Below are 25,352 nucleotides of genomic sequence, written 5' to 3'. Positions count from 1 at the left end.
CACTATGTTAAACTGTTCATGTACAAATTTAATAATGCTTCGCTATCAACATTAGTACAAATTGTTTGCTTTGGATGATTGCTCCACTCGTCAATTGGAAATAGCCTATCGCTTTGTTTAAATAAAGTATGCCCTGTTGCCACACCCTCAGTAACGACTCTTATGTTGCCTCGCTCAGTTGTAAATATTTCAGGTGCAATCGCATAAACTATTGCCGATGAGTCATGTACATAAAATCCATCCAACCCTAAGTCCGCATGATAAAAGTGCGCGTAAAACGCTGATATTTCGGAAATGAATGCGCCATACTTCGGTGATTTACATTTAAGTTTATTGATATATGCGTTAGTCATAATTGATTGCTGAGTGACATCTAAACCGACCATGGTCACAGGCCAATCAGCAGATACAACGATATCTGCCGCATGCGGGTCGCCATAAACATTTGCTTCGGCAAACGGAGTCAAATTACCTGAATGTCCATTGAAGCCAAAAGCGCCCCCCATGATAATCACTTCTTTGACCAACGAAGCAATTTCCGGTGACTTGTTTAATGCGAGTGCTAAATTAGTTAAACGACCTATCGCAACAAGTGTAATCTCGTGAGGATGCGCTTTAACACTATTTATAATGTAGTCATGGGCCGTTTGACTTACCGCTTGGTTTTGTTGTTCAGTCGGAATAACAATATTACCCAACCCATTATCCCCATGCACAACCGTCGCTGGAGGGCTGGCAGGCAGTACCAATGGAGTATTAGCACCTTGTGCTACGATTGCTTTTAAACTGAACTTATCCTTTAAATAAAGTGCATTACGTGTGCTATTTTCAATCGATGCATTACCAAACGTTGTTGTTATTCCAATTAAATCAATTGCATCACTTGCGTCAGCAAGCAAAATGGCCATAGCATCATCGATGCCCGGATCCGTATCTATTATTATTTTTTTCATAATATCCCCTTAACTATAAATGCTTGTTAATTATGGCAATAAAGTTGATAAGTACACACTGTATAATACTCAACAATTACAATTAAAACGTTCCAAGCGGTGCTTTAATAACGTTTATTCTAACTAAAATCCCAGAACTACCCTTATACTGATACCAAATGTAGACTTTGCTTAATCGCATCCTCTAATACGTTTTTTTCACTCCCAGGTCCAATTGTGAGTAGTTTTGCACCAGTCGTGGGTGACCCTTTATATGGCCTTATGTAAACTTCTCCATCAGGACTGCGCTCAAAGTATGTAAAATGTGATTCATTTGCAATTTGAGTGCATCCTTTCACACGTAAAATAGTACTGGGCAACAGCGTACATATTTCTTTAATGCAGCTATATACAGGCAAATTAGGTAAATCAGTTGAGCAAGAAGCCCAATGCGCTTTGTGATGTGCGAGCTTTTTAATATCGTTATCAATAGGCGTAACTTCAGGTAATTGTGAAAGATCCAGTGTTTCGATGGGTAAAATCGTGGCACTTGGGTTAATGGCTTTAATTTCAGCGGTAACTTGAGCAACTCTACTTAAGGGTGATTGCTCTAAATGCGCCAAAGCGATTATTGAAGATACTTGAATTTGGTTCGCTTCCAGCTCATTATGTTCGCCTCGCATCTGCCAGTTTTTTACATCAATAACAGACAATTGAATAGGCGGTAAAAATCTGCCGTCTATCCCCACACCTAAAAACCCCATTAATGAACAGGCATCGGTGGTGCCATTTGACTCTATTAACGTGATACCTTTTGGCCGACTAGGGATCCGATTAACCGTATCTCGTAACTGAGATATACCACTGCAACAAATACAGCTTCCACTTAATGACTTTAACGACTTAGGGTCAATATCATCACTGAGTTGATCAATATCTAAATTAGCGTTTTCGTAGTCGTTTAATATGACAAATGGCTGCCAGTTTTGCACTAACGCACTCTTAATGAGGTTTTTTAAAAGGGTTGTTTTCCCTGCGCCTAAGAAACCGACGATGACAACGATTGCTTCCACAGCGAATCTCCAAAATTAAAGCGTGCCTCAGCCACAAATGACCTCGGCACTGCCGGTGAATTAAAACTTGGCGATTAACCAATTTTTATGGTGTGAAAAATACAAGGTACGCACCTTTCCTTTGCCTTCAATATTGACCATATTCACTTGGGTTGGCCATAAATTTCTCAGCGTACCGTTAAATAACTTAATCCCTTGTATGTTTTCGGGTAAATTAGCTTCTTGATATACCCAAAAAAACTTACCGTCGACCTCATACCCTACATTGTTTAATATCAGTGCTTGCTCAGATAAGTCTCGCGCAAAAAACTGCTGTGAAACATACTTTGCAAACTGTTGTTGAGTCTGTTTAGAATCCAAAATATCTGCTTTTTTATTAAATAATTTCTGCACAGCATGCTCAGTGTCATGCAAATAAAACCGATGCATGACTTCCAGCTTATTAGATTGTTTATTAAATAAAACGGTCGTTTCAGCTGATTTCTTTTGATGGCTAAATGCTGTGTCAAAAACAAAAATAGCCAACAACACAAATAACAGGTTCAGCGCTTTCATTTTTTATCAACCTTGCTATTTTTCTGTTTAAACTCATCAATGCTCTTCAATGGCGTTTTAATATCTTGCATAATGTCTCTGCGTACTTTCTGCTTACTCTTTTTCGCTTTGTATGCCTCAACACGAGATGGGATAATACGACGCGGATAATAGTTGTTCTCTACATCTACATCAGCAGTTTCCCAACCTGGATCGACCGCGACATTAAGTAACTCTTTATCTTTATCAGTTACAATCAATTTGCGAACATTGGCAGGAGTCCTACGCCAAATTTCAGCAGGAATATAACGATTCTCGCTGGTCCCGTCCGTGTAATTTAGCTCAAGCAATATCGGCATCACTAACCCACCAATATTTGAAAACTCCAAAACATAGTAGTTTTTATCTTCTGCAACGGCGCGATCAAGTGTTTGACGCTCCCAAGGCTTTAGTTCACTTAAAAACTCATGGTATTTATTACGTTCTTCGTTTGTGACTGTAAAACGATCATGCTCATCGTAAAAATCTCGAATGCTGGGGTTTCTATCCAACCACAGTGTTTTCCCTTGCGCTTTATTTCGTTCAACAAACAGTGACGATGGTTTACTCTGCTCGGTTTCTCGTAATCGCTTATAATCAATATCAGGGTTATGTGTATCAAGGCGCATTTTGTAGATTCTATCTATCGATATATCCACGTGATCGGTTGAATAAAACCAACCGCGCCAAAACCAATCTAAATCAACACCTGATGCTTCTTCCATCGTCCTGAAGAAGTCAGATGGGGTTGGGCGCTTAAACTTCCATCGCTGTGAGTACTCTTTAAAGGCAAAATCGAATAATTCTCTTCCTAAAATAACTTCACGCAATATGTTCAGCGCAGCCGCCGGTTTTGTATACGCATTCGGCCCTAGCCTTAATACACTGTCTGATTGCGTCATGATTGGCACTTGGTTTTCTGATTTCATATAACCGACAATATCTCGAGGCTCAACACCCCAAGGGATCATTGGATCCCACTCTCTACCCGCAACACCATCTAAAAAGCTATTAAGCCCTTCATCCATCCAAGTCCATTGGCGCTCGTCTGAGTTCACCACCATTGGAAAGTAAATGTGACCAATTTCATGGATGACTACGCCAATTAAAAAGCGCTTTTCTGCTTGTGAATAAGTACGAGTACCATCTTTTTGCAATTCGGTGCGAGGACCATTAAACGTGATCATTGGATATTCCATACCCCCGACAGGACCATTTACTGACTGTGCTGTTGGATACGGGTAATCAAAAGAAAAGCGAGAGTAAACGTCCATAGTGTGAATGACGGACTCAGTTGAATACTTTTTCCAAAGATCACCACCTTCTTTAGGATAAAACGACATTGCCATAACGTGTGGCATCGTTTCGCCCTTTTGCTCATACCCTTTAGCGTCCCACATAAATTTACGAGACGATGCCCATGCAAAGTCTCGTACATTCTCAGCTTTAAACTTCCATGTTTTTCGCTTATTGGTCGCGGCTTTTTCGTTCTCTAAGGCTTCTTCTTCAGTGACAATGAACACGGGATGTTTTGCTGTTTTTGCAGCTTTTAAACGATTTCTTTGGGTTCTTGTCAACACCTTTTTAGCATTGCTCAACACCCCAGTTGCACTAACAATATGGTCGGCTGGTACATCAATTTCAACCTCATAATCGCCAAATTCTAAAGTGAATTCTCCACGACCTAAAAACTCTTTGTTTGTCCATGCTTCATAATCTGTATAGGCATGTAAGCGAGGAAACCACTGAGCGAGCAAAAATATATCGTTACCTCCTTCGCGTGCGTCATCTGGAAAATGCTCATACCCAGAACGTGCCGAAAGCGCATCTTCTTCAACAATATTAAATGCAAAAGCAATAGAAAACTCCACCTTCTCACCCGACGGTAGTGGCTTAGGTAAATCTATGCGCATTTGTGTACCAACCACAGTGTGATTCAGGCTGTTACCGCGCTTATCATTTACTGCTCTTATTTCATAACCTAAAGCGTTGTCTGACATGAATTGTTGACGACGTAATTCTTCCAAGCTTAATTTAGCACGTTTATCTTTATCTCCGGCTTTCGTTAATGGCCCTCGCCTGCCAATACCACCAAAGTTATTAGCTTGGTTAGCGATAGAATCATCTTTAAATATATTTTGATCCAGTTGGACCCATAAATATTTAAGCTGGTAAGGTGAATTGTTGTGATAGGTAATTTTTTCTGTACCTGTTAAGCGTCGCTTCACTTCATCAAGAGATACTTTGATCTTGTAGTCTACTTTCTGCTGCCAGTAGCGCTCTCCCGGTTCACCTGCCGCATTACGATAGACATTAGGTGTAGGGAGCACCTCTTCAAGCTGACGAAATTTGTCTTCAAAATCGCCTTTTGTTTGTTTTATTGCGGAAGCATTTGCATTACCGAATATAACAAAAGGCAGAAGCATTGTGAGTATTGACGATGTTATGATCTTCATATTTCAACTTCTTATTATTGGTTATTTACCTAAAATTTTCATCAGATATCGTTATTTCTAATCCGAACGCACACCGAAACCTAAACCTCGTAATTTTAAGTGCAAGTACTGGTAACAAAAATAACGTGGTAATTGATATTTCAAAGCGTGAAAATGCGAACATTATCGATACGAAAAATCAACACGCTGCGGCGATGCGATAAATAGTGCCATCGCCTCTTCCCTGCTCAAATGAATATTCAATACTGAATACCTGTGATTGAACGTGGTTAAACTAGCAGGACACTTCAATGCCTCGTTACCCTAATTACCACCACGCCATTGTAATGTTATAATATAACACAATCTAAAATAACGCGATGAACTGCGTAAATTTACGATTAGTGGAATAAAAAATCCTTCCAAAAATTATTCGAGAATATATTTCTTTTTGCTAATAATTGACAAGCCACAAAAAAACAATAAATTAACAATTAGCTTACGCACGCAGCATAAGTTTATAAATATGAATACACATAAGGATATAAATATGAATACACATAAGGATATAAATATGAAAACAATTAAGTACCTTCACGGTACAAAAATACTTTCAGCAATCAGTTTGGTCTTTAGCTCATTTGGTTTTACAAGTGAAAGTATCGCGCTCTGCAACACCTGCTCTGATCAACAAATGCAAAGCAAAGCCATTCAGTATGCCCCCAATGGTGGGAAAGTGCATGTCATTGATTACACGGGTAATAGAATTAAGGCATTCCAGACAGAGCGTGAAGAAGGCCTATTGATGTATTGGCCAATTCCAGTGAAGCAAGCAATTAAAACATCGGTTAATCAAGCCAAACAAGTGTCAAATACAATCAAAGATTTAGCCAATGGCCAAGTAACCATTGATCACCTTCGTCCATTTTTAGGGTCGTATACAAATATAGCTAGCGCGCACTCAGTTGCCAAGTCAGTGTATGAAAAGCAAGCAATTCAGCAAGCGTTGAGCGATTACTTTACGGGTAATGTCGCTGGGGCGCTTACCTCTGCGACAGTCACCTTGGGTAATTCAATAATAAATCAAGTATTGGCGGTACAAATGGCCGTTGATGTGGCTTTTCCGAGTGATGGCACAACTTATACCTTTAAATTCAAAGGGGTGATCAAAAACCTCAATGGTAAAGTCTCAATCGCGTTCGAACCCGTTGCTTTTTCTGGCCGAGATAAGGGAATTATGTTATCTGAAGGGAATTATTCTGGGTACCAAGCACGGGGATCCTCAGAAGCGTTGCAACGTATAATCAATCATATGGTTCAATCAGGGGTGAAAGTCTATATTGAAGGGCGTATTTATAATGGTGGTACCGTGATAATTAATGACATCATATGCAGTGATGAACCGCCTAAAGGGTGTAAAGCGTCTAAGTAAGCTATTTTTTTATGTAACCTCAGCTCTGGATAGGCGAATTTGCCCAATAAAGCTATTTTTCTCACTCTCAGCGTTGCTTTCATTTGTAATAGCCCGCTATTACTGCATAAAAGCGCATTGATATTGAACAAAATATTTCCTATTCCAAAACCCTTGTCCAAACCTGAGGTTATGTACTTAAGCTGCTAAATTGAAAATACTCACACTTGATCTGCATGTTCACTCGTATGCAAAGCACCTAAAGCAAAGCCGACTCTACAAGGTCGGCTTAATGAACACACTATATGAAATCGCAACACTACCACTCAAACATATATGCCATTTTACTAATGGTTTTTAACGCCACGCCATGGGTATTTCGCTTTGCATACAGGTGTTGCAGTGATTTATCTTTCACTTCTCCAACAATGACCTCTTTTACTTGATAGCCCATTGCCGTCGCTGCAGTGCTATAAGCCACGAACTCCCATTTACGAATGTTGGTGTTATCGAGAATAATCAGTGGGATCCCTTCTGCCAACGCATTAATAAAGCGCGCCAAGTTTAAATTATGAAACTGGGGCAATTTGAACTTTTGAAAGTGGTATTCACCTTCTTCATTATAAAAGTAGTCATCGGTTGAACAGATAAAAAACTGGCTCTCGTCACCCCCAACCATCTCATCTGATAGAGACTCAGCGTAGTGACTTTTACCGCTTCCCGGCAACCCTCTCAGGATAAAAACTTGTTTCATCGACAATTGTTATTACCTATGCTCTTAAGCAAATAAAGTGAGTCTTAATACGGTTATAATGCCATAAATCTTTAGAAGAATCATGAACTATAGCTGACTCATAAAGCAATTATCCTAAAGCGAACAAATTACACTCGAAAAAAATGTAAAACTGTCGTTAATTTCAATAAATTTGGGACTAGATGTAAAAGAGTTGCCTCAGGCGGTTTTTTTATTGCCGTATCAAAGGTAAGATACGGTTCTTGTGCCTACGAATGACCGTAGGTACACTCGATTAATTTAGGTAACTTATATCATTGGAGTGAAGATGAGCCACATAGCGATAACGGAGCTACTAAAAGGCACCGTTGCGGTAGACAGCCAAGTAACAATTAAAGGTTGGATCCGTACACGCCGCGATTCAAAAGCAGGTATTTCTTTCTTAGCCGTTCATGACGGTTCTTGTTTTGACCCTATTCAAGCTGTCGTACCTAATTCGCTCAATAATTATGACGAAGTTACGAGTTTAACCGCGGGTTGCTCTGTGAAAGTAACGGGTGTGCTTGTACAATCTGAAGGTACTGGTCAATCGTACGAAATTCAAGCAAACTCAGTTGAAGTACTTGGTTGGGTAGAAAACCCAGATACATACCCAATGTCTGCAAAGCGTCACAGTATTGAATACTTGCGCGAACATGCTCATTTACGACCTCGTACTAACGTAATAGGCGCGGTTACACGTGTTCGTAACTGTTTATCACAAGCATTACATCGCTTCTTTCACGAACAAGGTTACATGTGGATCAGCACACCAATCATCACAGCAAGTGACTGTGAAGGTGCGGGTGAGATGTTCCGTGTTTCAACACTGGATATGAATAACTTGCCTCGTACTGATAAAGGCGATGTAGATTACAGTGAAGATTTCTTCGGTAAAGAAGCATTCTTAACGGTTTCTGGTCAGCTAAATGGCGAAACATACGCCAGTGCAATGTCGAAAATTTACACCTTTGGTCCAACTTTTAGAGCTGAGAATTCAAATACATCTCGTCACCTAGCTGAATTTTGGATGGTTGAACCAGAAGTAGCATTTGCTGACTTAGATGACGTAGCAAACCTTGCTGAAAGCATGCTGAAATATGTATTCAATGCTGTATTAACAGAACGCCGTGATGATATGGAGTTTTTCGCTCAACGAATCGAAAAAACCGCAATCTCGCGCCTTGAAGAGTTTGTAGAAAAAGACTTTGCACAAGTTGATTATACCGACGCAATTACCATTTTAGAGCAATGTGGTAAAAAGTTTGAATTCCCAGTTAAATGGGGCGTTGATTTACAATCTGAGCATGAGCGTTATTTGGCTGAGGAACACTTTAAGTCACCAGTTGTCATTAAAAACTACCCACGTGACATTAAAGCATTCTACATGCGTCAAAACGAAGATGGTAAAACAGTCGCAGCCATGGATGTAGTCGCCCCAGGTATTGGTGAAATTATTGGTGGTTCTCAACGTGAAGAACGGTTAGATGTTCTTGATGCACGTTTAGAAGAAATGGGACTAAATAAAGAAGATTACAGCTGGTATCGCGATCTTCGTAAGTATGGCTCAGTGCCACATTCAGGTTTTGGACTTGGCTTTGAGCGTTTAGTTGCATATGTTACCGGTATGGGTAATGTCCGTGATGTTATCGCTTTCCCACGTACCAAAGGCAGCGCAACGTACTAAGGTCATGCTCAATAGCCAGTGACACGTACAAAATAAAAAACCCTGCTCGGCAGGGTTTTTTATTTTAGCTATCTTTTAGTATCTCAACCAACCACTATGGACAAAGCCAGCCTGTTGGGCATCGACACTCACTCAGTGGTCCAAATGTATTGGGATAAAGACGGCCGCCCGCTACTTGTGGCGTATTTTCTGATGCTAAGTCTAACTTCTTATCAAGCAATTTTAGTTTAGATTTTTTTAATTTTAATTTTAATTTCATAACAATATCCTTTTATTTATTATTGCACTACCATCCTATAGTGTCGTAGGTTAAATAACAACCTAGACAGTTCCTACTAGGTGGACTCGAGTGCGTTATGAAATAAACACATTCGTATTTACAAAAAGTGATGGATTTTCGAGTTCTTTTAACGTTAGTTCACTAGGCAAAATATCTCGGCTTATATATTTCTCGAACATGGGATCTGGATCACATAACAGTATATCTAAGGCAAACCGATTTTTGCCATAAAGACCCCGATGGATCATGTTAGCGGAAAAAACCAGTATATCTCCGGCCTTTAAAGAAATTTTAACTGCACCTTCTATGTCTTCATCGTTTGTATGACCATTGTTTTGCAACCTAATATCTAGCTCGTCATTACGGTCCCAACGTTTATGGGTTTCCGGTACTAGCTCTACGCTGGGGTCATCTGTCAAAGCCACTCTATAATGCACAACATTAGGGCCTGTTAGCGCCAATTTTTGCTCTTCAATTGTTAGATGATATTGTGAGTCTCTATGCCAATAATTTGCTTGATTGGGATTCAAAGGATCGAAAAATAGCTGAGTATTCATAAATGCCGCATCAGGTCCAAGTGTATCATCAATGATATGACGCAATTTATGAGACCCAATCACATTAAAAAGTAGTGCACGCTTGCCCTCAGGTAAATGCGCTTGATGAGTTAAATAAGCGGAATTTATCGCTCCATTTTTATATGCTTCGTCGTTTTTTTTCTTCCATAATTTATGGTAGTACTGCGTAGCTTCCTTAATTGGCGCTAACTCCTTGGCAGTCAGCGCATTTCTAATCACAGCAAAACCACTTTTTTCAAACTCTAACGTCACGTCCACACCTTTCTAATAATATGTTGCACCCGATTTGCACTGAACATTACTCCCTTCGAATAAATTTCAATCATTAATTTATAATGATTAAATCTTTATCAAATATATCAATGCTTACTACCCAATTCTCGTAACCTAATCATCTCTTTTGCCACTAGTGCCGCTGACGGTAAGAACATAGTACTGACAATTCTTTGGTCAACAATAACCTCATGCTTATCAACCAATAGTTCTTTATTTTGTGCTTTTGCGCCATTTTTGTTTAACTGGCTTTCTACCAAAAATGGTAACAAAGTGCCCTGCTTCGCCCATGACTTTGATTTTTCTGTTGAGTCAGGAAAACCGGCTACTTTCTTTCCTTGCACTAAGTATGCGCCACTCGGTAAAATCACATTGGCAAATGCTCCAGCGCCATGGCCACTTGATCCAATAATTCCTCCAGCTTGATACACAGCAGCAATGATGGTTTGCATACTTTTATTGTTAGCAATATCAAATAAGGGACCATAACCTCCTCCAATAAATACGCCCCAATATTGACTTAAGTCTAGCTGTTTAGGTTTTAAAGTTCGCTGTGTTTTATCAGCAAACCCTTCATATTTAATTGTATAGCTGCTGATCCCAACGGGGTTCATCATAAATTCAGCCTTTCCGCCATTGGGTGAAACAAAGTCAACAGAATACCCATGACTCATGAAAACATGGTGTGGAGGCGCGACCTCCCATAAATTATTCCGTGCATCATGTTTTTCTGGATCCCCCATATCTAAAGTATTCGATACCATGACCAGCACTTTCTTTTGCTCTACTGCAACCACCTCTCCCACATAACACGCCAATATCCACGCAATTAAGAGCCCACTTATCGTTTTCATAATTTCCCTACCTAATTGTTAAATGCCTCCTCTTAGACGCTGTGATTTAAAGAAAGGTTTAAACCCACTACAGGAGATTAGCAAAGTCTTCGTATCTAAAACTAGGCTACGCGTTTAACTAACCTCAGGTTTGGATAAGGGTTTTGGAATAGAAGATGTTTTATAAACAAACTTACGTACAATCCAATGATGATATTTTGTTCAATATCAAGGCGCTTTTATGCAGTAATAGCGGGCTATTACAAATGAAAGCAACGCCGAGAGTGAGAAAAATAGCTTTATTGGGCAAATTCGCTTATCCAGAGCTGAGGTTAATTAATAAGACGACTTAGTCGCGTATGTAACAATCTCTGCTATACCTAGTTAAGAAAACTAACTAACCTCAGGTTTGGATAAGGGTTTTGGAATAGGAAATATTTTGTAAACAAACTTACGTACAATCCAATGATGATATTTTATTCAATATCAAGGCGCTTTTATGCAGTAGTAGCGGGCTATTACAAATGAAAGCAACGCCGAGAGTGAGAAAAATAGCTTTATTGGGCAAATTCGCTTATCCAGAGCTGAGGTTAACTATAACCAGTAAGTGGGTGAACTATGGATTTATTACGAATAATAATTGCGATATTGCTGCCGCCTTTAGGGGTGTTTTTACAGGTCGGTTTGGGAGGGGCTTTTTGGTTGAATATTTTACTCACCCTATTTGGTTATGTACCCGGCATTATTCATGCGGTTTGGGTGATAGCGAAAAAATAAACACGCCTTTCATAAGATAATTCAATATTTATATTAATAACCAAACGACCATGTAATACTTACATGGTCGTCTTACAGTGACGCCTATCAAACGATTATGCAGCGTTATTTTCGTTCACTCTGGTTAATAACCGCGACAAGTAACGCTGGTAAAAAGGTCAAGCTTAATACTGTTGAAACCAATATACCACTGAGCACAATCACCCCTACACCTCTATAAAGTTCAGTACCTTCACCTGGAATAAGTACCAAAGGTGCTAACCCAAATATCGTTGTTGCTGTTGACATCAAGATAGGTCTTAAACGCTTAGCCACTGCTTGTTCAACAGCTTCACGGACAGGCATAGCCTTATCTATAATGAAGCGTCGAGTTTGATCTACAATAAGAATCGGATTGTTTACCACCGTACCCAATAAAATGAGAAAACCTAGCATAGTGATCATATCAAACGGTTGGTGAAAAGCAGCGATACCGAGCCCTGTCAGCATACTATTGATCCCATTAACAGTAACCAGCCCTAGCAAACCACCTGCCATACCAAGCGGTACCGTTGCTAAAATAAACAGAGGATAACGCCAATGTGTAAATATAGCCACAAGCAGCAAATAACTTAAAACCAATGCAATCACAAAATTGCCTGACAACGCGGATTTAGTTGCCTCAAGTTGGTCAGCTGCACCACTAATATTGAGCTTAATACCTTGTGCAATTTTACCTTGCTGCCACAAATTTGGCAGTAACTGTTGGCGTACAATTTCTTCTGCAGTTTCTAACGCAACGTCTCGTGGCGGAATAATGTAAACCGTGACTGTACGATTTCCATCAACACGGCGTACAGAGTTACTATTTTTACTCTCCATCAAATCTGCCAATGCATTTAACGGTAAAACCTGCCCATGGGGGGTAACAATTGGTGTATTAGCCAATTCAGTTAAGTCTTGTCGGTTTCCTGCACCACTAAACAAGAACATGTCGACTTTGTCATCATTCAAAATGAACTCATCAACATATGCTCCATCACTCATCGCTGCCACAGTATAACCAAAATCACTGTTACTGATCCCAAGCTCTGCTAATCTATGCCATCGCGGCTTTATTTCAATTAAGGGCTGCTCCAGCGCCAAAGAGCCAGGGTCTGAGTCAATTTGTGGATTATCAAATAGTCGCTCTGCCTCGCCATATACCGCTTCCGCCGCACTATATAATTCGGTGATATCGCTACCGGCTATATCAACAGCAACGGCACGCGTACCACCATCATTACTTGAAATAATTGACCCACGAGCAGAGAATGCACGCATACCATCATAGCTTTTAAACTTGGCTGTAATTGCTGACATCATCGCATTGATATTTTTTGAATCTACCGGTGCACTTAAAAACCAAATGCGGCCAACAGACACTGACATAGAGTAATACTCAAGTGGTGGCATTGTGGTTTTACCCGTATCATAAGCCACACTATTCGCTTCAACATGCGCATCAAAAAAGGTTCTTAACTCACCGCCAATTTTTTCCATTTCCGATAGGTTGTAGTTAGGCGGCGCAATCATCATTGAAAAAGCTTTCGGTTCTTCTCCTTCTGGCAAGTACTCCGCGGCAGGCATCAAAGTATAAGCCAATCCTAAAATCCCAATAATGAATGCTACGCTAATAACACGTGCTTGTCGCTGCGAACGCATAAACTGTTTAGATATTGATAACCACCATGTTCCAAGTTCAAACTGTTGTTTTTCATCTAAATCTTGTTTTTTGCCAAAATGTGCAAGCGCCACTGGTACAACAAATAATGCAACGAGCATCGATGCAATGATGGCCCCTGAAATAGCAATGGCAATATCAGAATACAATTGCCCAGCTTCTTGCTCAACAAATAGTATTGGCGTAAAAACCAACACAGTTGTGGCTGTTGAGGCTAATACCGCAGGCCAAACTTCGGTCACACCTTTCACTGCTGCTAAACGCTTACTAAGTCCTTCTCGCTTTGCTTGCACAATAGACTCAAGTACCACAATAGTATTATCAACGGTCATACCGATTGCAAATGCAACACCAGCTAGAGAGATTACATTAATAGTACGACCGAAACTCATTAACGCAAAAAAAGCAGCAACCGTACATAACGGTATCCCCATTACGCCTACTAATGTCGCGCGCCCTGAGCGTAAAAAGAAATACATCACAAGCGTGGCCAATAATGCGCCTAATGCCAAGTTAGTCCAGACGTTTTGCAATGAACTTTTCACGTACTTTACGTCATCACTGAGCAACTTCAGTTCCAAGCCGTTCTGCGTTAATAGTTGCGCATTAAGCTCAGCTATAACCGGCAACATTTGCTCTTTTATCGCTAGTACATTAGAACCACTTTCTCGCCTAACCGATAAACTTAACGTGCGTTCACCATCTGAATAAGACATACCGCGCGTCTCAAAGTGGTCAAGCGACACACTGGCCACATCTTTGAGTAACACATTAGCAGAACCGATTCGTTTAATAATGAGGTTCTCTAGTTCACTAAGTTTATCAAAACGCCCAACAACACGAAGTAAGTAGCGGCTCTGCCCACTTTCAATATCTCCGCCCGAAGCATCTCTATTTCGTGTTCTAATAGCATTTCTTACCTCAGTTAAGCTGATCCCACGCTGCGCTAACCGTGATGCATCAACTTTAATTTGGATCTGACGTTGTGCGCCCCCTCCAACTCGAACCTCAGACACGCCCGCTACACTTTCCATACGGGGGCGAATAAAATCTTCAGCAAAATCTCGTAATAAATCCATGTCGAGTTGTAACGGATTACCTGGTTGAGGTTTAAGCAAAAAATACATGAAAGCATTATTAGAGAATGAGCTGGAAAACAGCCTTGGTTGGTCAACGTTTTCAGGATAAGCGGGTACTTGGCTTAATGCATTATTAACGCGAATTAGCGCGTCATTCACTCCAACACCAAATGGAAACTCTAACTCTACCGTTGCCTCACCCATTTCTGCATACGATATCATCCGCTTTAAGTTAGGCAGACTTCTTAAATAACGTTCTTGCTCAATCAAGATTTCTTTTTCTACGTCTTGCGGTGTCGCACCCGGCCATCCTGTCTGCACCGTGATCGTCCGTACTTCTAAGTCAGGGATCATCTGTACTGGAATATTTAGCGCAGAAATCAATCCTAATATTGTCGTGATCAGTACGACAACCGTGACTAGCGTTCCGCGTTTTACGGCAGCTTCAATCATAGCGCACTGCCTACTGTAGATTTAATGGTTAACGATGAACCATTCTTAAGTAATTCAACACCTGAAACTACAATATGTTCAGTACCATTTAATCCAGTCACAGCCACTTTATCAGCGTGTGATTCGATAATATCAACTAAATATCTCGTTGCTATTCCACTTTCAATTGCAAATATACTACTTCCGCCATCTGGATGCTGTTTAATCGCACTTTTAGGTAACCACACGGTATCTTTTTGAGACGCCATATGTATTTTCGCTGTTGCAGACATACCTGTGATGAAGTCACCTGTCGCCATATTGTTGTTTGGTAAATCTACATGTACAACAAACGTCCTGCTTATAGGGTCTGCAACTCCGACTATACGGCTCACAGTAATCTCTATTGCTCTGCTATCTAGTGTATCGGCATTTACCGTCGCACTAAGGTGAGGCTGTTGTATCATTTGAGTATAGTATTCCTGCGGTACATCCAATACCAAACGTAAGTTAGACTGGCCTACTAACGTCAGGACGCTATTTTGTGGTGTGATCCACTCTCCAATATCCACCTCTCTTTTTGCGATAATCCCTGAAAAAGGGGCATATAGTGTATGACGTTGTATTAATTCTTGTTGTAATGATACGGCAGCTTGTTGCTTAATCACTTCAGCTTGTGCGTTAGCCAAATTCGCTTTTCGTTCACCAATAAGTGTTTTTGCAACGCTTTGCCGGTTAGATAAAGCGACAACTTCGTTAAGGAGACGTTCAGCTTCTATTTTGGCAATATTAGCCGCTTGTAAACTCGCTTTCGCCTGATCTAATTCAAGCTTAGCTAACGTGGCGTTCAATTGCAGTAACTTATCCCCTTTGGCTACCTCAGTACCCACATCAACAAACAGCGTCGAAACCGACCCCGCTTCCATGGTTGCAATATTTGCATGTTGCGCTGACTCTATCGAGCCCGTCAATTGGATCGTCTCAGGGGAGCGGTCAAGTGTGGGCAGAAAAACATCAACCTCTGTTGAATTGGCATAGCTATCACTAGCAACACACATAATGGTAGTAGCCAGCAAACATAATACGGCACGAGCAGCGACTTGCATAAAAACCTCTAATGATAATTATTTCTATTTAATTCTAAACACTTCGAAATTTACCGCACCCTATTTGCGATAAATTACTAATAACGCCAGATGTGATGAAAATTACGCTTTTTTAGATTTAATAAACACAAAGGCAGGCTGGCTGGAGAGCTTTCTATATGTTGCTGAGCACAGCACTTCAGCTTCTCGTGCCACCTGCCCTTCCGTCAGTTGTGTGACCACTAAACCCGATTGAGTTATCGCAGTGAATAATTGTGTCAATGAGCGTCGGAAAAACTGTACTTGTACGGGTTTCCCTATCGTTCCCCATACATCCGTCACCCTTTCTGTTGCAAAATAGTTGTTGGCTTGGCTCAATTCAGCCTCTGAACACGGGTGATGCGTTGAAAAAACAATATGTCCTGATGGCTTTAGTACGCGATACACTTCGTTAAAAAAAGGCACCAAGTCTGCTAAGTAATGCACCATTAGCGGACATATAATTAAATCTTTACTATTTGATGCTTCCCGTGGGAGCCCATGCGTTAGGTCTTGCTGATAGACATTTAACTGTGCACCTAAACGGTTTCGCACAAGTGCAACCATCGCATCAGAAATATCTACACAGGTCACTGATTTTGCATTTCGAGATATTAAATAGTCAGCATAAATACCTGAACCACAACCAAGATCTAATACATCTAAGTCTTTCACTCTATCTATTAGCGCTTGCAAAGAGGGCCGTTCATAATGCGCATTATATATATTACTTTGCACTACTTGGTCATATTCTGTTGCAAATTCGGTATACAGTTTCGATGTCATATTGCCTCTTAAATTCGCGTTCATAGCTACCTAAAGCCTGCGAAATCTCATACTTTTAAAATAATTACGTATTGTAAGTTTCTAGAAAGCTTCGTGCTTTACATTACCTACATCAACTCATTCTGTCGTTAAATGAACACAATAGCACGGAATAACATTTTACCTACTTGCAAAGGATATAGTATGACTTTAACAAAAATCGGTTACATGACTTGTCTACTCGCTTGCTCTACATATGTGCACGCCAACACTCCCTCATCCGAATTAACATGGAGTTTAGGCATTGCCACAATCTCTCAAGACCAAGGCTATGTAGATGTAGGAAACGAAACCAATTTGATCCCGATAGTTGGACTACAATACGGTAATTTCTCTTTGCTCGGTCCGCGTGCCAGCTATCAATTTTTTGCCAATCAAACCCTAGAAATCTCTGCCGTTGCCAACCTGCGCTTTGATGGTTATGAACAAGCCGACAGCGATATATTCAAGGGCATGGAAGACCGCGATATGAGTTTTGATGCGGGGGTTGAAGCGGAAATAGACACACAATTTGGTGAGTTCGGCGTTGAATTTACGCACGATATATCCAGCACCCATAAGGGATATCAATTAAGCGCAAGTTATGGCGTGCCTTTTATGCTGAATAATGGGCGAATAATGCCTTATATTGGTGCAAATTATCAAAGCGATGATCTAGTAGATTACTACTTTGGAGTAATGCAAAACGAAACGATCAGTACTCGCCAATTTTATCAACCTGGGGCTACAACAAGCTTTGAGATAGGCGTAAATAGCACCTGGATGTTCAATAAAAAGCACATGATAAAAGCGGATATTAGTTATTTATCTTATGGCAGCGATATCAAAGACTCGCCGTTAATTGATAAATCAGGTTCTGCACAGATTTTGGTTGGCTACGCGTATGTATTTTAATGAGAGTGTATTTAAATACCTATACTTGGTCACTGCATGTGCCACTTTAATCGGGTGTAACAAGCAACCTTTAGAAACCGAGACGTTAGGTGATAGCGTAGATAAGCCAGCTACAATAGTAAGTAACAGTGTTTACGCCACGCGAGTCAACAAAGTACCTGAACAGATTTTCTATGGCCGCGTTCAAGGCTACACCAGTTATGATGTGGCCTTGTTTGTCGATGGTAGAATCGATCACGTTGTCGTACGAGAAGGTCAACTGGTAAATAAAGGAGATGTACTAGCAACGCTGTACTCTCCAACCCTATCTCAGCGTGTTGCAGCAAGAGAATCTGATTATCAAAGTGCAAAAGCAGTGTTGCTTCAAGCTGAGGCGCAAAAAATACGCAGTACAGAACTGGTTCGCAAAAAGTTACAGTCTGATGCAATGCTAGAAGATGCCATTCGTGCACTGCAAGTGGCAAAACAGCAAGTTAACAATACACTTGCACAACTTAATGAAGCGCAGAATCAGCAACAAGAAACCCAATTAGTTGCCCGCCACTCAGGCGTAATTGCAAAACTGTATTTACGCGGAGGTGACTATGTACATTCAGGTAGCAATATATTGCGATTTGAGTCAACCGAGCGACAAAAAGTGACATTTTCAGTCCCTGAACGTATCGCGATTAAACTTGAGAGCCAACAGCAAGTAGCAATAACATTACCCAATATTAATGCGACTTTTAATGGTCAAATCTCAGAGCGCAGTTTGCCAAGTATTGGCGAACTTGCGTTATTCGATATAACCGTGTCTATACCAAATAGTACACCCAATAATGTCGGCCTTACAGCGCAACTACATTTACCCATTACCAATCAAACCTTATATAAAGTGGTACCATCAGCACTGCGTTATGATGCCCTCGACCAAGCTTACTTACTCACCGCAGATGGCACGACCCAATACCCTGTCTCGGTAGTCGCAATAGAAGAAAATGGTTTGCTTGTCACAAGCACCTCCTCACTTGAACAACCCCTCAGCCTTGTCTCTGAAACAAACAGTCAATTAAATTTGGCCACACTAGTTAAAAGGTAACTTTATGTCTATGTCCCAAACCAAGTGGTATCTACAAGCGCGGTTAGTTCTTGGTATCGTCGCTATTTTAACGATGACAGGTCTTGTTGCATGGCATAGTGCCAATGAGCAAGAAGACCCAAGCTTCCCCTATAGAAATGGTATGATATTACTGGTTAAACCAGGCATGGACATCACACAGCTGACAGATGAAGGAGTCAGACCTATTGAGCGAGTGCTCAGCGAAATAGACGAAGTACAAACCTTCAGCGCGCGAATAAAGCAAGGTTACGCAAATATTGACCTTGAACTGAAGGAGCACATTTACGATACCGATCCAATTTGGCAGCGGATAAAAGATCGCATTCGTCAACTTGAGCCTCAATTAAACCCTATTAATATTTCAGTACATGATCGTATTCAAGACACACAAGGCATTGTGTTATCTGTAAGCACAGGGAACGGCATACTCCATGACCATCGTTTCGCTTTAAAAATTGAGGACGAGCTACTCTCGCTTTCAGATGTTCGTACAGCAACCTTGATAGGTGCGCCTAAAGAGCAATTACAAATAGCATACTCAGCACAAAGCATGAGAGAAACAGGAATAACGCCAACAAAAATAGCAAAGCATGTAGCCCAGCTCAATACCGAAGCGACCCCACCAATTTTACAAAACGGGTCATTTACAACGGGTTTGAACTCATTAACCCGGATCTCTACGTTAGATACAATCAAGAGTACGCAGATATTTTCACCAAATGGCAGTGCTATGGTACTGGCAAACATTGCCGATGTAGCCTACCGAATAGACCCAATTAGTAATGAACAATTTTGGATTGATGGCAAACGTACTGTGGGTATTGCACTTACATTACCCCCAGATACTATCCAAGTCACCGCTGTTGGTGCACGTATTAAGCAGAAAGTCGCACAATTGAATCACCAATATGCTCCTTTCAAAGTGCATGTTCATTTATTCCAACCTGATTGGACTCAAAAGCGTCGTAGTTCACTCTTAACCTCATTGTTAGTCAGTTGCTTGGGTGTGACAGTGGTATTAATGTGCCTCATGTCATTTCGTAGCGCATTAATTGTTAGTGTCTCTATTCCAGCAATTGCGCTCTCTGCACTTGGTATATTTGGCATGTTTGGGGGGGTTATTCATCAAATGACAATTGCAGGTTTGGTTCTCTCGTTGGGGTTAATGGTTGACAATAGCATCGTCACGGCTGAACGTATTGTTCATCACTTAGAGCAAGGCGCGTCTCGAGTGGCAGCACCTTTAATGGCCATTCGAGAGTTGTATAAGCCATTAGCAACTGCGACGCTTACCACCATTGCAGCATTCATTCCTATGTTACTGTCAAAAGGCAATGTTGCTGATTTCATCGCCACAATCCCAGTTCTGGTGATTATGTGTATTGTTTTAAGCTATCTAATTTCATTATCACTGGTCCCCGTTATGAGCATGTTTTTTGCCCGTAATTCCAAGCCTTACCGCACGACTAATCACCCACTTAGTACAGTTGCAAAGGGTATCGCGTTGTGGTCTTTAAAATACCCAAAAAGCACATTAACAATGACTGTTGTATTCATTGTACTCATAATGAATTTGCCAAGCAGTCATGGTGAGTTTTTTCCGAAAACAAGTAGGAACCAAGCATATATTGATATTCAACTTCCTTTTGGTACCTCCGTCGACGAAACCACAAGAATAGCTAAACACATTGCTCACAAATTGAAAAGCAATGATAAAATTACCCATACCTATCTATTTTCAGGTAATTCAGGGCCCCGTTTTTACTACAATTTGGCACAACAGCCCAATGAAAGTCATATCGCACGTGTCGTCTTTGAAACAACACCTGACACGCTAGTTTCATCAATTGTAGAACACCTTAACAAGCAATTTGTCGTCCAGTACTCTGATTTTATTGTTATCGCTCGTGAACTTGGCCAAGGGCCTCCTATTTCTAGCCCCATTGAATTGAGAGTACTTGGTGGCAGTGAGTACGCGAACTTAGCCGCATCGGAAGCTATATATTCTCTCCTGTCACAGCATCTGGATACTCAAAACACCCGACGTAACTACGGATTAGGCAAACCTCAGCTTGCACTATCAGTTAACAAACAACAGTTACAACTGAGTCGCCTTACTGAACACGACCTAAATAGTTATTTGGCTTGGCAAAGCTCGGGGTTAACTGCAACCACATTGAACTACACAACAAACCCAGTTGATTTAGTCATAACCGTTCCAAGGCCGGTTAACAACTCAACCGAATTGCTAAACACGCAAGTTATGATGCAAGATAATCGCTTTATTCCCCTTTCATTGCTTGCAGAACAAACAGTTACCGCAGCACCACCTGTAATTACTCGCTACAATGGCTTTTATGCTCGCACCCTATTCGCTGATATGCACCATAATGCAGACGAAGAAGACATTATTGATGCTTTGCAAGGTCAAATAGACGATTTGGCGAAACAGTACGGCGTTACCATAAAGTATGGTGGTGAAGCACAAGAGTCAAGTCAGGCAAATAACGCGCTATTGGTCGCAATGCCCGCAGGCATCGTATTACTCTTTGTAGCGCTAATTTTGCAGTTTAATTCATACAGGTTAAGTTTATTGGTCATGCTGAGCATCCCAATGGGGATCATCGGTGCACCCGCAATGCTGTCATTAGTGAATATCCCGTTTGGTTTTATGTCGATTTTAGGCGTACTTGCATTAACCGGGATCGTGGTTAACACCGGTATTATACTAATTGAAAGTGCCATTAATGGACTAAAAGCAGGCTTAAGTAAAGAATTGGCAATAACCACCGCGGTGCAGCAACGCTTCAGACCTATTTTGTTGACCACAACAACCACCATTATTGGTATGCTACCGTTAACGTCATCGCAAAGCCCACTTTGGCCGCCATTGGCATGGGCGGTTATTGGCGGATTAATAACCTCCACAGCTTTAATGATGTTTGTGATGCCTCTGGCACTTAATTTATTACTAGAAAACACCGTCAGTGAAGTAGAAACACTGAAATGATTGAGATAAAGGAAATAACCATGCGTGTTTTAATAACAGAAGACAATCAACAGCTTGCTGAATTTATACAAAAAGCAATAATGCAAGATGGCCATGCCGCTGATATCGCGTTAGACGCCGCGACCATGATGACTCAACTCACTATGTGGCAATATGATGGGGTTGTTTTAGATCTAGGATTACCCGATAAAGATGGATTAGATGTGATCAAACATTTGAGAGCGAATAATAACCCGATCCCTATATTGATCCTCACAGCAAGGGGTGGCATAGATGATAGAATTAAAGGGCTCGACTTAGGTGCTGATGACTACCTCAATAAGCCGTTTTCTGTTGATGAGCTAAAAGCGCGACTTAGAGCACTAATGCGTCGTCCGGTCGATTATTCAGGTAACGACCTAACAAGAGGAAATGTTACCGTTGAAACTAAATCTCGACGCGTCACGGTGAATACAAAAAATATTACCATGGGGAAAACCGAAGTCGCCATCTTAGAGTACTTATTAAAACACGCGACACTCACTGTCAGTAAAGAGTCTTTATTTGATGCCATATATGCTATGGGGTTCGAAGTAACCGATAACGCGATTCAGGTTGCAGTCCATCGCATTCGCAAGAAACTGGAAGGTTCAGATGCAACAACACAGATTACCACCATTCGAGGCATAGGATACATTTTGTCATGATTTTCAACAAAAGCTCTCTTTCATGGCGTTTGCTAAAACACTTTTTGCTGATCGGTGGCGGTGTGTTCTCGCTTATTGCCATCATGCTGTATTTAATGTCAATTAACTTTGCCAATCTCGCGGTAGAAAAAAGTATGTTTGGTATGGCGGAAGATATTCAGTCCAGTTTAGTTTTTGACGAGAACAATCAACTTGTCTATCACCCCGACCAAGTGGCAGAAGTCTGGGGATACGATGCATTATATAATAACCTCGGGTTTCGTATAACGGATATACACTCTGGTCAGGTAATATTGCGTTCGTATACAAATCCTAAAGTAGCAACTATTCTAGACGCCATGCCCGACATATTGCCAGAAGGATACTCGAAAAGTATCAATGAAAATGGCTCACGTACAGACATGTATAGAATTGTTTTTCAGCTTAAAGAGCATCTTTTAGCTGTTGATTTGGCGCGTAAAGACCTTGTTGGTGAGCTTGCCAATGAAGCTGTAAAACCCGTCTTAAGTTTTGTCTCAGCACTCACTATGGGCGCCGCATTTTTGGTATTTGTTAGTGTCACCCTCGTTTCTATTCGTTCGCTGATACGGCCTGTTAACAATGTCACCTCTCAACTTTTACAAATCAAGCCAAATCAACTTGATAGACGTTTATCAACAGAAGATGTACCAACGGAAATATTGCCTCTAGTGTCGGGGCTCAATGATGCAATGGAGCGCGTAGAGCAAGGATTTGAAGAGCAGAAACGCTTTGTCGCCAACGCAGCGCACGAATTACGGACACCGTTAGCCATACTATCGACACGTGTAGAGCTGACTCAGATACCGCCTGACGTTGAACCTGCATTAATGGCAGATATTAAATATATGTCTCGGGTAATTGAACAACTACTTGATTTATCTCGTGCTCAAAATCAAGCCGGATTTGCCCACAGCTTGGTTGACCTTAAGGAAATTGGAAAAGATGTATGCATGTTGCTAGGTCCACTATCGGTTACGCATAAAAAAGAACTGTCATTGGACGCAGACAACATGCCTTGTGAGATTATCGGTGACAAGGGTGCATTAATCATTCTGACAAAAAACCTATTGGAAAATGCACTAAAGTACGCGGATAAAAACGCCAGCGTACAACTTATTATTGAACAAAAACGGATCAGTGTGAAAGATTCAGGCCCAGGTATAAGTGATGATGACCGAGTGAAGTTATTTGAGCGATTTTGGAGGAAGGAGCAATCAGCATTAACGGGAAGCGGTCTAGGACTCTCTATTGTCAGTGAAATTGCACATGCCCATAACGCTGAAATTGAAGTGATATGTAAAAATGACTTAGGTGGCGCAACATTCAGGGTCACTTTTACGTAAACCAATAAGGTGAAATTGACATTGCCCGAAAACACGATGATTTTGGGCTTTTAACTACCGATAATAGAGAATATTGCGTCAATTCATCAGTGTATCAATACAGTTTAGTTTTTTTAACCAATAAATAACCGGTAATTGATACAATTAAACACCCTAATCCTAGAACAAGATACACGTACTTTTCATCCTGTATGCCTAATGAAACCAGAGCGATACCTATGATTAAATTTACACCCTTTCCAAACACATTTTTCGCCCTATTTACATGAGATATTATCTAAAATTTGCTTGAAACATATCAGGGCTCATCACCAAATAACGGTTAAATTAACCTTATACATCTCCGGACCTAAAATTAACACAAACTAAGGTGTAGCTAAAGTTTTTCTCGCCGAAATAACCCAATGTTTGTAAATAAAAGTAAACCTATTGCTATTTTAATAGATTCTTACACACCATTTCTTGGTTCTAAACACGTGATAAAACAGCGGGCTTTGAATAAAGCCAAGTAATTTTTATTATTTATAAAAAATGCCATGACACTAAAATGTCGTTATTGCCAGGTTTATTTTAGAAAGGTAATAATACGGGGAGAGACACCATTTCCTGCACTTCTAAACTATAACGTATAAGTTATGTAGAAGCACTACAAGCATCATTTACTATACATCACTCATATTAATTCTCCGTGCGCTTTAATTCATGGGGCATTCCAATGTTTTAACTTTTGAAAATGCATAAATTTCATATAAATAATAAAGCAGGCAGACCATTACAATTCATAAAACTAACGTTAATTAAGGTGATCATCTCACAGTCTTGGCTAGTGTGCTTTACGTTATAAAATCATACAAGTTAATATAGGTATACCTATATTAACTTAATTTTTCCTAACCACCGCATAAAAGTTTGGCTATCTTCTGTACATGCATTCGAGTCATCATTTGGGCATTTCTTATTACGGTAATATGGGTACTAGAAGCTGCAGGTTTGCCAAAAACATTACCATCAGCATTGGTAACAATAACTTCTGAGTCAATGCTATTTTTACCACCAAGAACCCAAAAAATAATTCTATTGAAACCCCCTCTCAATCAACAATCAACAATCAATAATCAATAATCAATAATCAATAATCAATAATCAATAATCAATAATCAATAATGTTAGCATGAATATTATTACCGAGATTTTCACTTTATTAAAAACTCTTTCACTCTTCATTTTTATCTACGGTATAATTTAACCATTTTAGAAAACTCATTCTAATTTCACTATCAACCTCAACACCAGAATAATTATCAAGTCTTTGACTGCTTAAATTAACTTCCTGAAATACCGCTGTTGAGCTAGAGCCCCTACTCATCAATATAGTTGAAAAATAACAGTGAAAACTTCGTTAACTTTATTTGACAAATTGCAAGTTAATTACATAGTGTTTTTTATTATAATAAAAAGGTGGTAAAAATAAAATCACTCATTTAAATATACTATTGGCACAACTTAATGTGTT

General features: G+C 40.4%; 19 protein-coding genes. 8 read left to right on the top strand and 11 right to left on the bottom strand.

Features of this window, described 5'->3' with window-relative positions; all coding sequences use genetic code 11:
- Positions 1 to 2: 2 nt before the first annotated feature.
- The 4 genes from PAUR_RS08725 to PAUR_RS08710 form a co-directional block, all read right to left on the bottom strand.
- Positions 3 to 953, bottom strand: a complete 951-nt coding sequence (locus PAUR_RS08725) for a nucleoside hydrolase (protein WP_225738318.1) — start codon at positions 951 to 953, stop codon at positions 3 to 5.
- 143 nt (positions 954 to 1,096) lie between these two features.
- Entirely contained in the window at positions 1,097 to 2,005 is a 909-nt protein-coding gene (locus PAUR_RS08720) for a GTP-binding protein (RefSeq protein WP_192507381.1), read from the bottom strand.
- Positions 2,006 to 2,065: 60 nt separating this feature from the next.
- Positions 2,066 to 2,551: a DUF6702 family protein gene (locus PAUR_RS08715; RefSeq protein WP_404821695.1), complete on the bottom strand. Its 486-nt coding sequence runs from the start codon at positions 2,549 to 2,551 to the stop codon at positions 2,066 to 2,068.
- Between the two features lie 5 nt (positions 2,552 to 2,556).
- The gene (locus tag PAUR_RS08710) at positions 2,557 to 5,004 is read right to left on the bottom strand and encodes a M1 family metallopeptidase (protein WP_404821694.1); all 2,448 of its coding nucleotides are present in this window, start codon (positions 5,002 to 5,004) and stop codon (positions 2,557 to 2,559) included.
- 583 nt (positions 5,005 to 5,587) lie between these two features.
- Between PAUR_RS08710 and PAUR_RS08705 the strand changes: the two genes are divergently transcribed.
- The gene (locus PAUR_RS08705; RefSeq protein WP_192507378.1) at positions 5,588 to 6,445 is read left to right on the top strand and encodes a hypothetical protein; all 858 of its coding nucleotides are present in this window, start codon (positions 5,588 to 5,590) and stop codon (positions 6,443 to 6,445) included.
- Positions 6,446 to 6,743: 298 nt separating this feature from the next.
- Here PAUR_RS08705 and PAUR_RS08700 read toward each other — a convergent pair whose 3' ends face one another.
- Complete coding sequence (locus PAUR_RS08700; protein WP_192507377.1) at positions 6,744 to 7,178, bottom strand: AAA family ATPase; 435 nt, start codon at positions 7,176 to 7,178, stop codon at positions 6,744 to 6,746.
- Positions 7,179 to 7,485: 307 nt separating this feature from the next.
- Here PAUR_RS08700 and asnS point away from each other — a divergent pair, with 307 nt between their 5' ends.
- Positions 7,486 to 8,883 (top strand): asparagine--tRNA ligase, encoded by a 1,398-nt coding sequence (gene asnS, locus PAUR_RS08695; RefSeq protein ID WP_192507376.1) that lies wholly within the window; start codon positions 7,486 to 7,488, stop codon positions 8,881 to 8,883.
- A 94-nt stretch (positions 8,884 to 8,977) separates the two neighbouring features.
- Here the strand turns inward: asnS and PAUR_RS08690 are convergent, their stop codons facing one another.
- The 3 genes from PAUR_RS08690 to PAUR_RS08680 form a co-directional block, all read right to left on the bottom strand.
- A complete protein-coding gene (locus PAUR_RS08690; protein WP_192507375.1) occupies positions 8,978 to 9,142 on the bottom strand; it encodes a hypothetical protein in 165 nt (54 codons plus the stop codon).
- 95 nt (positions 9,143 to 9,237) lie between these two features.
- Positions 9,238 to 9,993, bottom strand: coding sequence for a phytanoyl-CoA dioxygenase family protein (locus tag PAUR_RS08685; protein WP_318782603.1), 756 nt, complete (start codon positions 9,991 to 9,993; stop codon positions 9,238 to 9,240).
- A 107-nt stretch (positions 9,994 to 10,100) separates the two neighbouring features.
- Positions 10,101 to 10,868 (bottom strand): type 1 glutamine amidotransferase domain-containing protein, encoded by a 768-nt coding sequence (locus tag PAUR_RS08680; protein ID WP_192507373.1) that lies wholly within the window; start codon positions 10,866 to 10,868, stop codon positions 10,101 to 10,103.
- Positions 10,869 to 11,465: 597 nt separating this feature from the next.
- Here PAUR_RS08680 and PAUR_RS08675 point away from each other — a divergent pair.
- Positions 11,466 to 11,624 carry a YqaE/Pmp3 family membrane protein gene (locus tag PAUR_RS08675; RefSeq protein WP_192507372.1) on the top strand — a complete coding sequence of 53 codons (159 nt, stop codon included), beginning with the start codon at positions 11,466 to 11,468 and terminating at the stop codon, positions 11,622 to 11,624.
- Between the two features lie 105 nt (positions 11,625 to 11,729).
- On the opposite strand, the gene PAUR_RS08670 is transcribed toward PAUR_RS08675, so the two are convergent.
- From PAUR_RS08670 to PAUR_RS08660, 3 genes are all read right to left on the bottom strand, one after another.
- Entirely contained in the window at positions 11,730 to 14,858 is a 3,129-nt protein-coding gene (locus PAUR_RS08670; protein ID WP_192507371.1) for an efflux RND transporter permease subunit, read from the bottom strand.
- Entirely contained in the window at positions 14,855 to 15,943 is a 1,089-nt protein-coding gene (locus PAUR_RS08665; RefSeq protein WP_192507370.1) for an efflux RND transporter periplasmic adaptor subunit, read from the bottom strand. The genes PAUR_RS08670 and PAUR_RS08665 overlap by 4 nt, the downstream gene beginning before the upstream one ends.
- A gap of 102 nt (positions 15,944 to 16,045) precedes the next feature.
- The gene (locus PAUR_RS08660; protein ID WP_192507369.1) at positions 16,046 to 16,747 is read right to left on the bottom strand and encodes a class I SAM-dependent DNA methyltransferase; all 702 of its coding nucleotides are present in this window, start codon (positions 16,745 to 16,747) and stop codon (positions 16,046 to 16,048) included.
- 183 nt (positions 16,748 to 16,930) lie between these two features.
- Between PAUR_RS08660 and PAUR_RS08655 the strand changes: the two genes are divergently transcribed.
- Genes PAUR_RS08655 through PAUR_RS08635 form a run of 5 tightly spaced genes read left to right on the top strand, consistent with a single transcriptional unit; the run spans position 16,931 to position 23,839 of the window.
- Positions 16,931 to 17,680 carry a MipA/OmpV family protein gene (locus tag PAUR_RS08655; RefSeq protein WP_192507368.1) on the top strand — a complete coding sequence of 250 codons (750 nt, stop codon included), beginning with the start codon at positions 16,931 to 16,933 and terminating at the stop codon, positions 17,678 to 17,680.
- Positions 17,670 to 18,758, top strand: coding sequence for an efflux RND transporter periplasmic adaptor subunit (locus tag PAUR_RS08650; RefSeq protein ID WP_192507367.1), 1,089 nt, complete (start codon positions 17,670 to 17,672; stop codon positions 18,756 to 18,758). The genes PAUR_RS08655 and PAUR_RS08650 overlap by 11 nt, the downstream gene beginning before the upstream one ends.
- A gap of 4 nt (positions 18,759 to 18,762) precedes the next feature.
- Positions 18,763 to 21,789, top strand: a complete 3,027-nt coding sequence (locus PAUR_RS08645) for an efflux RND transporter permease subunit (RefSeq protein ID WP_192507366.1) — start codon at positions 18,763 to 18,765, stop codon at positions 21,787 to 21,789.
- A gap of 20 nt (positions 21,790 to 21,809) precedes the next feature.
- Complete coding sequence (locus tag PAUR_RS08640; RefSeq protein WP_192507365.1) at positions 21,810 to 22,475, top strand: response regulator transcription factor; 666 nt, start codon at positions 21,810 to 21,812, stop codon at positions 22,473 to 22,475.
- Complete coding sequence (locus PAUR_RS08635; RefSeq protein ID WP_192507364.1) at positions 22,472 to 23,839, top strand: sensor histidine kinase; 1,368 nt, start codon at positions 22,472 to 22,474, stop codon at positions 23,837 to 23,839. The genes PAUR_RS08640 and PAUR_RS08635 overlap by 4 nt, the downstream gene beginning before the upstream one ends.
- Positions 23,840 to 25,352: the final 1,513 nt, after the last annotated feature.

The organism is Pseudoalteromonas aurantia 208 (genome assembly GCF_014858725.1).
In the GTDB taxonomy this organism is placed as follows: domain Bacteria; phylum Pseudomonadota; class Gammaproteobacteria; order Enterobacterales; family Alteromonadaceae; genus Pseudoalteromonas; species Pseudoalteromonas aurantia.
Note: the sequence above shows the minus strand (reverse complement) of the source record. Positions and strands in the feature narration are given on the sequence as shown.